The organism is Clostridium zhoujianii (genome assembly GCF_051590805.1).
Lineage (GTDB): Bacteria > Bacillota > Clostridia > Clostridiales > Clostridiaceae > Clostridium.
This window is the reverse complement of the sequence record NZ_JBPUTF010000001.1, coordinates 435659-449056: the sequence shown is the minus strand read 5'-3', so window position 1 is coordinate 449056 and position 13398 is coordinate 435659. Positions and strand designations below refer to the sequence as shown.

General features: G+C 28.1%; 12 protein-coding genes. 1 reads left to right on the top strand and 11 read right to left on the bottom strand.

Annotated features, from left to right (window positions below):
* Window positions 1-112: 112 nt before the first annotated feature.
* The 7 genes from ACSYT2_RS02130 to ACSYT2_RS02100 form a co-directional block, all read right to left on the bottom strand.
* Window positions 113-328, bottom strand: a complete 216-nt coding sequence (locus ACSYT2_RS02130; protein ID WP_438383120.1) for an immunity protein Imm33 domain-containing protein — start codon at window positions 326-328, stop codon at window positions 113-115.
* Between the two features lie 154 nt (window positions 329-482).
* Window positions 483-905 (bottom strand): DUF3788 domain-containing protein, encoded by a 423-nt coding sequence (locus ACSYT2_RS02125; RefSeq protein WP_438383119.1) that lies wholly within the window; start codon window positions 903-905, stop codon window positions 483-485.
* Between the two features lie 657 nt (window positions 906-1562).
* On the bottom strand, window positions 1563-1775 hold the full coding sequence (locus ACSYT2_RS02120; protein ID WP_438383117.1) for a hypothetical protein: 213 nt from the start codon (window positions 1773-1775) through the stop codon (window positions 1563-1565).
* A 159-nt stretch (window positions 1776-1934) separates the two neighbouring features.
* Complete coding sequence (locus ACSYT2_RS02115) at window positions 1935-2375, bottom strand: GNAT family N-acetyltransferase (RefSeq protein ID WP_438383115.1); 441 nt, start codon at window positions 2373-2375, stop codon at window positions 1935-1937.
* A gap of 636 nt (window positions 2376-3011) precedes the next feature.
* Window positions 3012-4904, bottom strand: coding sequence for an ABC transporter ATP-binding protein (locus ACSYT2_RS02110; RefSeq protein WP_438383113.1), 1893 nt, complete (start codon window positions 4902-4904; stop codon window positions 3012-3014).
* Window positions 4894-6630: an ABC transporter ATP-binding protein gene (locus ACSYT2_RS02105; protein WP_438383111.1), complete on the bottom strand. Its 1737-nt coding sequence runs from the start codon at window positions 6628-6630 to the stop codon at window positions 4894-4896. The genes ACSYT2_RS02110 and ACSYT2_RS02105 overlap by 11 nt, the downstream gene beginning before the upstream one ends.
* A gap of 240 nt (window positions 6631-6870) precedes the next feature.
* Window positions 6871-7299 carry a MarR family winged helix-turn-helix transcriptional regulator gene (locus ACSYT2_RS02100; RefSeq protein WP_438384989.1) on the bottom strand — a complete coding sequence of 143 codons (429 nt, stop codon included), beginning with the start codon at window positions 7297-7299 and terminating at the stop codon, window positions 6871-6873.
* A gap of 183 nt (window positions 7300-7482) precedes the next feature.
* Between ACSYT2_RS02100 and ACSYT2_RS02095 the strand changes: the two genes are divergently transcribed.
* Complete coding sequence (locus tag ACSYT2_RS02095) at window positions 7483-7713, top strand: hypothetical protein (RefSeq protein ID WP_438383108.1); 231 nt, start codon at window positions 7483-7485, stop codon at window positions 7711-7713.
* 143 nt (window positions 7714-7856) lie between these two features.
* Here the strand turns inward: ACSYT2_RS02095 and ACSYT2_RS02090 are convergent, their stop codons facing one another.
* The 4 genes from ACSYT2_RS02090 to ACSYT2_RS02075 form a co-directional block, all read right to left on the bottom strand.
* Window positions 7857-8573: a thioesterase II family protein gene (locus tag ACSYT2_RS02090; protein WP_438383106.1), complete on the bottom strand. Its 717-nt coding sequence runs from the start codon at window positions 8571-8573 to the stop codon at window positions 7857-7859.
* A gap of 26 nt (window positions 8574-8599) precedes the next feature.
* Window positions 8600-10819, bottom strand: a complete 2220-nt coding sequence (locus tag ACSYT2_RS02085) for an ABC transporter permease (protein ID WP_438383104.1) — start codon at window positions 10817-10819, stop codon at window positions 8600-8602.
* Window positions 10819-11517, bottom strand: a complete 699-nt coding sequence (locus ACSYT2_RS02080; RefSeq protein WP_438384988.1) for an ABC transporter ATP-binding protein — start codon at window positions 11515-11517, stop codon at window positions 10819-10821. Before ACSYT2_RS02080 ends, ACSYT2_RS02085 begins: the two co-directional genes overlap by 1 nt.
* A gap of 371 nt (window positions 11518-11888) precedes the next feature.
* Window positions 11889-13388 carry a class I adenylate-forming enzyme family protein gene (locus ACSYT2_RS02075; RefSeq protein WP_438383102.1) on the bottom strand — a complete coding sequence of 500 codons (1500 nt, stop codon included), beginning with the start codon at window positions 13386-13388 and terminating at the stop codon, window positions 11889-11891.
* Window positions 13389-13398: the final 10 nt, after the last annotated feature.

Genomic DNA, 13398 nt, shown 5'->3' with positions numbered 1-13398 from the left:
TATTTGTTAGTAATTTCTTTATATAAACACTATATGCCACATTGCATGTATCCTCCCCCAAATATTAAAACAGCACTCCATTCAACCAATACTAAGTGCTGTTTCTATAGAACTAATTATCCTCATAAAACCTTCCATTCCTATCTCTATAGAAGCTTTTATCTTCTGGTGAGTTTAATAGGAGTATAATATCAGGATCATAATTAGCAATTGTATTAAGAGAATATACTCCCATATTATTTGTATCCTTTAAATATTCTTCTGACTCTGTACCTTCATAAAATATCCATCCACTATCTCCTTCTCTGGATCTTTCATCTTTACACATATACCTCCCCCCTTTTACACAATTATACTATTTCCCAAATATTAAAGACATAAAAGAAGATTGATAAATAATATTTATCATACCTCTCTATTATTACTAATCTAAAGAAGTTCTTTAATATAACAAAAGCAGATAGTAAATACTAGCTATCTGCTTATCTAGCTTTTGCACGAATATCAATAAGTTTTAGTACATCAGTAAATATTTTATCCTTATCTTCTAAATCTATCATTAACCAACGTTGCCCCATGCCCTCTTTTGTTTCATTATATATCCTCTGAATTACTGGTGATAAATTAAATAACAATTCCTCTATAATTTCTTTCTCTTTCGTTCCAACTACCACTAACACAGTAAAATAATTTTCTTTTGGATATACTGTACACAAGGTTTTTCCAGATTTTTTAAACTTAATATTCCATCCTGGTTCCCATGAGCATTTACTAAAGTCAACTTTATATTTTGCATTATATTCTTTAATTATTTCTGAGAAGAAATCATCAAATAGTGGATTTCTAATATATTCTCTTATTTCATCTATGTCTGGACAATAATTATAATTTTGAATATCTATCATAATATTCTGTTCCTTTCAAATTCCTATTTACCTTTCACTTTAAGTTTATTACTTATTTATTATAACATGATTTGTAAATATAACATTACTTATGATAAGCTTCTCCGTAACATCTGCAAGTGAGGTTTTTCCTTTTTAATCTTGTGTATATATTCTACATAAATATGATATAATTCTAAAGTACAATTTTATATCTAAAAGTGGGCTACTGCTATCACTTACCTATTTTATAAATGCAGGTAATACTTAATGAGTAATGACGTTTTAATATTACTATTTACTAGTGAATTATTTTTATTAGAACTGTTACATTCCAATTATAATTATAGATAAATTAATCATTGAACTATATTATTTTTAAACCAAACTATAAAATAATCAACAATAACAAGAACTTTGGTAAACGAAACTTCTTCTTGCTCCCTTAGTATTGATTCTATTTCTTTAAACTTTTCTTCATTAGGAAAATAAAACTTAAGTATATCTAATATATCTTTAGTATTAATTGCCCAACTTTTATCCTCTGCTGATACTAAACAATATGCTCCTCTTATAATTCTTTTTAATATAGATTTTAAAATAACCTCATCTAAATTATCTTTTACTATTTTCTTTCTATAATCTAAAAGTGTTTCTATAATATCCTTATTTAACGATTCACATTTTTTTATTTGGTTTCATTCTAGGGAATTTTACTGATAAATCTTCTCCATATAAACAATCACATATATGCTTTATCCAAAACCCCCAACAAAATAAGTTTTCTGGATTTAACACATCACATATTACCCCAATATCAAAATCTACTTTTAATTGTTCTATTAATACTATATAGTCAGGTTTAATATTATCTTTAGATGTAAACTTCATTATATAACCTTTTCATCTGTTCCTATCTTAGTTGGTAACTTCATTTTATCCATCTCTTTCCAATTTGTAATTTATCTCTATATTTATATTTTTAGATAAGATATCAAAAAAAATAAACATAAATATTTTTTTATATCTAACACTCCTGCCAATTGGAATTTATGTATCTATCCTTACCATTTCAATAATTGTCTTATTCCTATATGCCAAATCTTCTCGTTTTACAAATCCTCTCTTTTCCCAAAAACTATTTCCCATTTCATTTTTCTTGAAGACTACTAATGCCACCTTAATAATTCCTAACTCTTTTAATTCCCTTAATGCCCTATTAACAAGTTCAGTTCCTACCCATTTACTACGTTTAACTGGACTTACAGCTGTATGATATATATATCCTCTTCTCCCATCATTACCAACCATAATTAAGCCTACTATTTTTTCATTTTCTTCTGCTACTAAACAAGTATTAGGGTTTCTTTTTAAGAATCTTTCAATGCCATCCTTTGAATCATCTATATCATTTAATCCCATACCTACACATGATAGCCAAAGTCTATATACTTCATTATAATCATCAATAATCATTCGTCTAATTTCCATAACTATTCACCTCACAAACTCCTATTTTGCCTTTCACTTAAAATTTATTATAACATAATTTGTAAATATAACCTTACTTATGATATGTTACTTTAAGATAAAAAAATAGCTAGTAAAACTTTTATTTTTTACTAGCTACTTTTGTAATATATTATTTACCCAATTAGGTATTTTTTTATCTCCCCATATTATTCCTCTTCATTAATATTTAATTAAATTATAATTACTTTAACCGGTTAAATATCCAATAATTAACTATTCTATTATTCTAAATCCTATTGGAATTCCTTGTTCATATCTTTAGCTATAAATGATTCTATTAATAATTTATTATTTTTCAAATATTAAAGACATAAAAAAAGGTTAAGTAACTATTGTGAGATAACAAAAAAACATCTTGTATTAATTGAATAGAGCCTGGCATTTTGATAAGGGACTAGTATTTCATCTTTTATAAAATTTTCGGAGCATAAAAAGGGTAAGCTGTCTGAACGAACGTGAGTTGCGAACCCTTAGCGCAGATAATTTTATAAAAGATAGAGATACTTCCCGAAATCAAACTAGTCCAGGCGGAATCAATTCATTCAAGATGTTTTTGGTTTACATCACATCTATAGTTAGTTTACATCACATATACTATTCTTGTTCTATCATTCCAGTATAAAGTTGATAGTAAACTCCTTTTCTATCAATTAGTTTATCATGACTTCCTCTTTCAATAATTCTTCCACTATCAAGAACCATAATAACATCAGAGTTTTTAATTGTAGATAATCTATGGGCAATAACAAAAACTGTTCTTCCTTCCATAAGCTTATCCATTCCCTCTTGAACAATCTTTTCAGTTCTAGTATCAATACTAGAAGTAGCTTCGTCAAGAATTAATACAGGTGGATTAGCAACAGCTGCTCTTGCAATAGCAAGTAATTGCCTTTGCCCTTGAGAAAGGTTACTTCCATCTCCTGTAAGTATAGTATTATATCCATCTGGTAAGTGATCTATAAAATAATCAGCATTAGCTAATTTAGCCGCTGCAATTACCTCTTCATCAGTTGCATCTAACTTACCAAATCTAATATTCTCCATAACTGTTCCAGTAAATAGATGTGTATCTTGAAGAACAATACCAAGAGAACGTCTTAAATCATCTTTCTTTATCTTATTAATATTAATTCCATCATATCTAATTTTTCCATCTTGAATATCATAAAATCTATTAATAAGGTTAGTTATTGTTGTTTTTCCAGCTCCTGTTGCCCCAACAAAGGCTATTTTTTCTCCAGGCTTTGCATAAATTTCAATATCCTTTAGAATAATCTTTTCATCATTATATCCAAAGTCAACATGATCAAATACAACATCACCCTCTAATTTAGAATAAGTTGTTGTATCATCTTCCTTATGATAATGCTTCCAAGCCCACACTCCAGTTCTTTCTTTAACCTCAGTTATAGAGCCATCCTCATTTATTTTAGCATTTACTAAAGTAACATACCCCTCATCATCTTCAGATTTTTCATCAAAAAGAGTAAATACTCTTTCAGCACCTGCAAGGGCCATAATTACTGAGTTTAATTGTTGAGAAATCTGAGCAATAGGTTGATTGAAGCTTTTATTAAATTGAAGGAAGGAAGCAAGTCCACCTAAAGTAAAGCCTCCAATCTTAGCAATTGCTAAAGCTGATCCTATTATTGCAGTAATAACATAACTCATATGTCCCATATTACCTATAATAGGCATTAAAATATTAGCAAACTTATTTGCATTATTAGCACTATGATTTAACTCTTCATTAATCTTATTAAAGTCCTCTATATTCTTCTCTTCATGACAGAAAACTTTAACAACCTTTTGACCTTCAATCATTTCTTCTATATAGCCATTAACTTTACCAATATTTCTTTGTTGCTCTCCAAAGTACTTACCACTCTTTCCTGCAATCTTTTTAGTAACAAAAAACATAAGGGCAACCATTACTAGGGTTAAAATTGTAAGTGGTATATTTAGTACTATCATTGAGAAAAATACACTTACAATAGTAACTACTGAAGCAATAAGCTGTGGAATACTTTGACTCATCATTTGTCTTAAAGTATCAATATCATTTGTATAAATACTCATAATATCACCATGAGCATGAGTATCAAAATACTTTATTGGAAGAGTTTCCATATGCTTAAATAAGTCATCTCTTATTTTCTTCATAGTACCTTGAGATACATTTATCATAATTCTACTATATCCCCAAGTTGCTGCAACACCAATACAGTACATTGCTGCCATTTTACATAAAACAATAAATAATGGACCAAAGTCAACATTTTGTGTATTTAAAAATGGAATAATATATACATCAATTAAGCTTTTCATAAAGAAAGTTCCAATAACACTTGTAATTGAACTTACTATAATTAAAGCAAACACAGCTATACAATGAATTGCATATTCCTTACCCATATATTTTAATAAACGCTTAAAAATTAGCATTGGATTTTTAACCTTAGGCTTACCTGCCATTTTATTCTTCATTCTTATTAACCCCCTTTACCTGTGATTCATATACATCTCTATATATTTCACTATTAATAAGAAGCTCATCATGTGTACCCATTGATTCTATAGCACCTTCGTTTAAAACTATAATTCTATCAGCATCTTCTATAGAAGATATTCTTTGGGCTATTATAATCTTTGTTGTATCAGGAATTTCTTCCTTAAATGCTTTTCTAATTAAAGAATCTGTTTTTGTATCTACTGCACTTGTTGAATCATCTAAAATTAATATCTTTGGTTTCTTTAATAAAGCTCTAGCAATACATAATCTTTGCTTTTGTCCACCTGATACATTTGAACCACCTTGTTCTATATATGTATCATATTTCCCAGGGAATTTTTGAATGAATTCATCAGCTTGAGCTAATTTACATACTCTTTCGATTTCTTCATCACTTGCATTTTCATCTCCCCATCTTAGGTTCTCTTTAATTGTTCCTGAAAATAATACATTCTTTTGAAGTACCATAGATACTTCATCTCTTAAAGATTCTAAGTCATAGTTTCTTACATCTATTCCTCCAACCTTTACTTCACCTGTACTAACATCATAAAGTCTTGGAATAAGTTGAACTAGAGAAGATTTTGAGCTACCTGTTCCCCCTATTATTCCAATAGTTTCTCCTGATTTAATAGAGAAGTTTATATCACTTAAAACATAATTCTTGCTATCTTTTTTATAAGCAAAATTAACATTATTAAATTCAATAGATCCATCCTTTATATTCCTTATAGGATTTTCTCCATTTTTTATGTCAGTTTCTTCATTAATAACTTCTACAATACGTTCAGCTGATGCACTAGACATTGTTATCATTACAAACATCATTGATATCATCATTAAACTCATTAAAATATTAATTACATATGTGAATAGGCTCATTAGCTCTCCTGTTGTAAGAGTGCCACCTACTATCATCTTTGCTCCAAACCATGAAATTAAAAGAACACATGCATACATTGCAAATTGCATTGCTGGAGTACTCATAATTACTATCTTTTCTGCTTTTACAAACATATTATGAATATTCTTACTTGCCTTTTCAAACTTCTTAATTTCATGATCTTCTCTCACATATGCCTTAACTACTCTAATTGCATTAATGTTTTCTTGAACACTTGAATTTAAATTATCATACTTTTTAAATACTTCTTCAAAAACAGGGAAAGCTTTTTTAATCATAAAAAATAAAACTAATCCTAAGAAAACAATTGCTCCTAAGAATATGGTTGATAATTTTGAACTTATACTAAAAGCCATTATCATGGCACCTATAAGCATAATTGGTGCTCTAACACATAAACGTATTATCATCTGATATGAATTTTGTACATTACTAACATCTGTAGTAAGTCTTGTTACAAGTCCTGCTGTAGAGTACTTGTCCAAATTTGAGAATGAAAAAGTTTGAATATTTTCAAACATAGCTTTTCTTAAATTCTTTGCATAACCAGCACTTGCACTAGCTGCATACTTACCGGACAAAGTACCAAATGTTAGTGATAACATTGCAGTTAATATCATTAAGCCACCTAATATAAATACATATTTTAAATTTTCCTTTTCCACCCCATTATCGATAATTGCTGCCATCATTAGTGGAATTATTATTTCCATAACTACTTCTAAAACCATGAAAATAGGTGCTAATAAACTATCTCTTTTATATTCCCTAATTTCTCCTATTAAAGTCTTTAACATATATACCTCCTGTTAAAATTTCTTCTTATGTAAGTTTCCTAACTATTCAGTTATCCGATCGCTACCATTGCTAATAATCCCATCTTCTACAAGTAGTCGTTAAGCACTGCTACGCGCCTGGATTAGTTCTTCTAAGCTTCAGGTGGAGTAGGCATCCTATTAAGAAAACTCCACCTGAAGCTAAGAATCACTTTATAAATATTGAATTGTAAATTACTACAATACCTAGGAATCTATCTATTAATCTAAATTCTTTTTCACCTTATCCACGATGGTAAAAAATATTTCCTTTTCTTCTTCGCTGATTCCTTCATGAAGATGTTTATCAAATTCCATTATAATATTATCTAACTTCTCTAAAGCTATAGTAGCTTTTGGTGTCAAAATAAGTCTTTTTAGTCTTGCATCAGATTCTACTGCTTCCCTTTTAATATAGCCGTTTTTCTCTAAAAGTTTAAGCATTCCTGTAGCAGTTGAACGTCTTATTCTAAATTCTTTTTCTACATCCTTTTGAAAAATATCTTTACTACTCTTTGTGTTTATGAACTTTAATATCCATCCCTGCATACCTGTTAAATCATGCATGCCTCTTTTAGTAAATTCTTCTGCTAGATTTCTTTTGATTAAATTACTAATGGACTTAACTTCAAATCCAATAGATCTAGGCATCTTCAAAAACTCACCTCATTCAATATTGTTAGCTTGCTAACATTATATATCTTGCATTCTATTTTTGTCAAACTAATGACTTACCTATTTGCTATTAACAACATAATAACTTTCCACTATATTTACCATGGATTAAATGTTTATTAATGCAGATAATAAATTTAAGGTAAGGAGGTAATTTAAATGAAAGATGAAAATAGCAAAGATGTAGGTGTACTAGCACATTTAGTAAAAACCCATGTAGCTGAATCTAGTGGTAAAGATATGATATCTGCTCTTACTAAAGATTTAGATAATATTAAAATTGCTGATCAATCTTCAAATGAAGAAATACTATCTTATACTAATCCAAAAGTGCAGACAAATAAGCTTAATTCACTATCTGATGCAGTTAATGTTTCTAGTGGTAAATAAAGATTTTAATAAAAGCTCTACCAAAATCTTCACTATATATTTATACTTTCTATATTCATATTTTTTCCTTAAATAAAAAAGAGCCGTCTACGTAAGTACGTTTATAAATCACTTACGAGACAGTCTCTTCATTGATAATAACTCTAACCTTTAAGTACTATTTCTTTTATATCTTTAAGAATAATATCCAAATGGTTTATGCAAATATTGTGCGCACCTTCATAACAATAATAATATGGCTCTAATTTTATAAATTGGTCCCATCTTTCTATATCTTCTTTGCTGTAATGATTATCTTCTTCACCATATAATATATGAGTTCGCACGGATATTTTTTCTTTTTTACATGAATGATAATAGTTTTCATAAATTAAAGAATCTGCTTTTAAAGGGTTTATTACCAAAGCTTCAACTAAGTCTGCAAGATTATCATTTAACATACCTTTATCTATATTACCTTGTTCATTTAGAAGTTGTAAAATATCCTTATTTTTCATAGAACTATATTTTTCACACTTAATTAAATCTGGTGCCCCCTGTCCAATAAATATTAATCCATTAGGTAGTGATATTTCTTTTTCAGCTAAAATTTTATAATATAATTCATATGCAATAATACTCCCTAAACATTGTCCGCAGAAATAATATCCTTCAGTATTAGAAGCATGCTGCTTTATCCTTGAATAAATATCTTCAACAGCTTCATTTATTGAACTATAATATTTATATTTATGTCTTGTCCCTCTTCCAGAATAATCAATAGGAATAAATATTAAATCTTTAGATAAAGAATTATTCCAATGTTTAAAATTTGCTGCTGCTGCTCCAGCATGTGGAAAATAGTACAGTACTCTTTTCATTGCTACCACTCCTTGAAATATTACTCTTACTCTCTATTATCGCTAAGACTCTCAACAATATTCTGATTGTCTACCTTTTTCCTTAAGCTAAACAAAGTAATAAAATATGATACTAAAGTAATTCCAAAGCTTAAAATGATACTTTTAATTGAAAGAACTGCTGGTATATATACTCCCATAGTGGTTATTGAATCAGCAAACGCTACTTTACAAATGGATAATGTTAGTGGACAGGCAATAATAAAACCTAATACAACCAATACATGATTAGTAGTAAGTATCATATTATTGATCTCTTTTCCCTTATATCCTAATACTCCTAGCATATTAATATTTGATAAATTTTCATTTATTAACATATTGGAAATTAAGTATATAATGTTAATACTTAATAAAACCCCTATTGCAATGATTACATAACACATAGCTTTAAAAATATCAACTAATTCTTCAGCAGCTTTCAACATTTGTGTTTTGGAGTATTTTATCATTACCGAATTATTTTCAAAATCCAAGTTTTCATCACTTATAACGAAGTTACTCTCATCAGGTTTACAACCAAATAATTCAGCTGCATTTTCCTTGCTAGTATAAAGAATAGCTTTTGTTTTTTCATCTATTATATCTTTAATTTTAATACTATATTTCTTAGTAGTTAAAACATCATAAAATTCTAGTTCATCGCCTGCGTTAACCCCATAAGCTTCAGCTCCAACTGCTGTTAAATAATACTCCCCATACTCTATTTTAGCTCCTGATATTGTTTCTAAATCTATAAAGTCATTTTCCTTATCAATACCCCAAACTTCAAATAGTTTTGAATTACCTTTTACTTCACAACTATTAGAAATAACTCCATCTGCATTACTAGGTATTTTATTTATAAAAGTATTTAGACTATATGAATTTTCATATTTAATTTCCTTATTAACCTGCTCCATAGCAGTGTCTAAAGCATCTAACAATCCAAATCCAAGAATCATACAAATTGATGCACAAACAATACCAAACGCTACTACAATAGACCTAAAGGGATTTCCAATAATAGATCTTATTTTAAATTTTGTTTTAAAATTAAGTTTGCTATTAACTAATAATCTTTTAACTTTTTTATTTTTCTTTCCCACAACTCTACTAAGCAAATCTATTGTATTATGTCTTAATAATGAAATAACAACAATAATTGTTACAAATGAGAATAATATAATAGGTGCAACTATACAAACTAATAGTGATGGTACATTTATATTTATTGTATGCGGTAGTGTTTCATAATCACCAAAGTAGAAATTACTAAATGGCTTAGTTAAAGCTAATCCAAATATAATACCAAATACTGAACCTAAAACTGCTGGTACTGATGAGTAAGTAAGATAGTGCTTTAATAAATCTTTTTTTCTATAACCTAGTGCTGATAGTGTACCAATTTCTTTTTGTTCATCTTTTATCTTTCTAGAAAGTACTAATGCTATAACTGCCATAACAATAATAAATAACACTGGTGCAAAATTAAATGCCATTTCTGATACTTTTTCACCTTGGTCTGCAGCAGTCTTAATTCTATTATTAGAAGAAGCTGCTACATAGGAACGTACCTTATATTTATCATTTATTGCATTTCTAAAATCATAAATATTATCATCTTCATATAAAGTAGAATAGTATCCTACATAATCATTAAATTTATCTAATTCATCATTAGACATTACCCCTATTCCGAAAGAATTATAATCAAAATATGCATCAGATAAAGACTTTAACATATGCATATAATCTGGTTTTACCATAAAACCTACAATATTATATGTATCTTTACCAACTTTTATATTATCATTAATATCTAAATTATTTGCTTCCGCAAACCTTTGAGAAATTAAAATTTCATTATTATTTCTAATATCATTTCCTTTTGTAACTTCATATATATTTATTGATTCATTATTACTAAATAATCTAAGAGTATAATCATCATACTCTTCATCATGGTATCTTACTTCCTCCATTTTAACATTATAAGTCTCTTCCAATTCATTTATCTCATTTCTTGGTATCGGTAATGCAGTATAAATTTGGGCATCTTCAACATTATTTTTATCAAAGAAATCATTAAATACTGTTGTCATTGTTGTACCTGTTGACATTGAAGCAATTATTAATATACATGTTAAAATTGTAAGAAGACTCGATACAAAATAAAATGATAAGTTTTTCTTAATGTTTCTTTTTAATCTTTTATTTAACTGCACTATAATTCAACCTCCTCGACAGGTTTCTTATTCTTATTTAATTCATTTTTCATTATCTTACCATCTTTAATTTTAATAATTCTGTCAGCAATGTCTTGGATAGCTTCATTATGTGTAATAATTATAGTTGTTGTTCCGTATTTTTCATTCATTTTTATCACAAATTTCAATACCTCTAGTGATGATTTGGAATCCAATGCACCTGTTAATTCATCACATAAAAGCAATTTTGGTTTTTTAACCATAGCTCTAGCAATTGCAACACGTTGTTGTTGACCTCCCGATAACTCTTTAGGAAATCTATTTTTAAAATCAATAATTTCAAGAGCTGACAACACTTCGTCAATCTCTAACGAATCTTTACATATATCTGTAACTACTTCCACATTTTCTCTAACGGTCAAATCTGGAATCAAATTATAGTATTGAAAAATAAAACCTAAGTTCTCTCTACGGTAATCAGTCAATTTTGATTTATCAAGATTATCTACTCTACACCCCGCAATGTTTATTTCACCAGAATCAAGATTATCAAGTCCGCCTAACATATTTAATAATGTACTTTTTCCTGATCCCGAAGGTCCTAAAATTACGCATATTTCGCCTTGATTTAATGAAAAGCTAACATCATTAAGTGCATATACTGTTGCGCTTCCCTTACCATATTTCTTTATAGCTCCTTTTACTTCTATTAACATACTTCTTTCTCTCCTTCTTATTAGCTTTATTATTATTTTCTTTTTATTAGTACTAGTCACTATTTTTATCAATAAATTATATTTACAATAAAGACCACTTCCAAAACTATATAATTAGTCTGAAATATATAATATTAAAAAATTGTATATCCTATAAACTGATTTTATATTACTAATACTAAATAGTACTTTTTTTAAATATTAATTACTTTTACTTGATAAATCCTCAAATAATTTATTTATATATAAATTATTTGAATTTATTACATAATATTGAATCTATTATTAATAATACCACATAAATTCAAATTTTTTTGAACTTCATATAATTCTATCTACCTTTTTATAGTGTATATAATAAATTATATACTTTATTGCTTATTCTTTTTTTCTTGATAAACCCTTTTTAATTCAATCCTATTGATTTTACCAATTGTATTTCTAGGTATTTTATCAATAATAATATATTCAACTGGCATTTTATATTTCATTAGTTTCTTTAACAGATATTTTTTCATTCCATCTTCTAAATTAATTGATGTCTCTTTAGAAACAAGAAACAACACTGGCACTTTACCTAAATGATTTTCATTATCATCTATACCGATACATGCTGTTTCAATTACTCCATCATACATATTAGCTATTTGCTCAATTTCTAAAATAGAAATTTTCTTACCACCAGAATTAATCATATCATCTGAACGACCAATCATATAAAAATATCCATCATTGTCCTTTTTTACTAAATCATTGGTTAGAAACCAACCATTTATTAATGTCCTTTTGGTTAATTCTTCTCTCCCAATATATCCACTCATTAACATATCACCTTTAATAGCTAATCTACCTATTTTATCATGATCTGGATTCTCAATAATTCTGTTTTCATCTTGATAAAATAATACTGCCTCGCAACTTTCGCAAGGCTTTCCCAGAGAATTTATTTTTTCTTTTCTTTTGCTAATATTAATAAATAAACATCCACCTGTTTCACTAGACCCCCATGTATTATATATATCTACATTCGATAATAAATTAGTAATCCGTCTACGAAGCTCTTCTGAAACAGCACCTGCACTAAATTCAATGTAACGTAAATTTTGAAATACCTTCTTTACTTTCTCCTCACCCATTTCTTGAAGCATCTTCTCCATTACAGTGGAAACACAAACAAATCCGGTACATTTATATTGGATAATATTTTTTTCAGTTTCATTTGCAAAAATCGCACTACTTTGTAATACTATGGTTGCACCTTTAGTTAATGCTGAACGAAGCACACGAAGTCCAAATGAATGCTGAAGTGGTAGCGATAGTAATATCACATCATCCGAAAGCATACTAATCCCATTAATAGTGTTATTTGTATTCGCTTCAATTGCCTTCTCATTATGCATTGTTCCTTTTGGTTTTCCTGTTGTTCCAGTTGTAAAAATTATTTCAGATAATTCATTTGGAAGTTGTTTATAGTTATCAAATAAATTTAATTTTTCTTCAGATTGAAGTATTTCATTGTATCTAAAAGTTTTTACATTTTCTGACTTCTTTTTTCCAGATGTAATATAGTAGTTTGATTTGGTAACATCAATAATATACTCCAAAGAATCTACTAATATGCCTCTCTCTACGGGTATAGTAACTGCATGCAATAAATGTAGTGCTAAAAAAATAACAACATACTCTATTTGGGATAAAGATGTAATAACAACTCTATCCCCTTTATTAATACCATTCTTATATAAATAAGTAGCAGCTTTTTCAACTAAATAATATAATTCCTCATAAGTATATTTATTACTTTTTGTAGCAATAGCTGTCTTTGTTGCGTACTTCTTTTTGTTCAATACCATTGTATCAATTAATGACATTTTGGAAATC

Coding starts and splice junctions, on each gene's coding strand:
- ACSYT2_RS02130 (WP_438383120.1), bottom strand. CDS start 328: ATGTGTAAAGATGAAAGATCCAGAGAAGGAGATAGTGGATGGATATTT.
- ACSYT2_RS02125 (WP_438383119.1), bottom strand. CDS start 905: ATGATAGATATTCAAAATTATAATTATTGTCCAGACATAGATGAAATA.
- ACSYT2_RS02120 (WP_438383117.1), bottom strand. CDS start 1,775: ATGAAGTTTACATCTAAAGATAATATTAAACCTGACTATATAGTATTA.
- ACSYT2_RS02115 (WP_438383115.1), bottom strand. CDS start 2,375: ATGGAAATTAGACGAATGATTATTGATGATTATAATGAAGTATATAGA.
- ACSYT2_RS02110 (WP_438383113.1), bottom strand. CDS start 4,904: ATGAAGAATAAAATGGCAGGTAAGCCTAAGGTTAAAAATCCAATGCTA.
- ACSYT2_RS02105 (WP_438383111.1), bottom strand. CDS start 6,630: ATGTTAAAGACTTTAATAGGAGAAATTAGGGAATATAAAAGAGATAGT.
- ACSYT2_RS02100 (WP_438384989.1), bottom strand. CDS start 7,299: ATGCCTAGATCTATTGGATTTGAAGTTAAGTCCATTAGTAATTTAATC.
- ACSYT2_RS02095 (WP_438383108.1), top strand. CDS start 7,483: ATGAAAGATGAAAATAGCAAAGATGTAGGTGTACTAGCACATTTAGTA.
- ACSYT2_RS02090 (WP_438383106.1), bottom strand. CDS start 8,573: ATGAAAAGAGTACTGTACTATTTTCCACATGCTGGAGCAGCAGCAGCA.
- ACSYT2_RS02080 (WP_438384988.1), bottom strand. CDS start 11,517: ATGTTAATAGAAGTAAAAGGAGCTATAAAGAAATATGGTAAGGGAAGC.
- ACSYT2_RS02075 (WP_438383102.1), bottom strand. CDS start 13,388: ATGTCATTAATTGATACAATGGTATTGAACAAAAAGAAGTACGCAACA.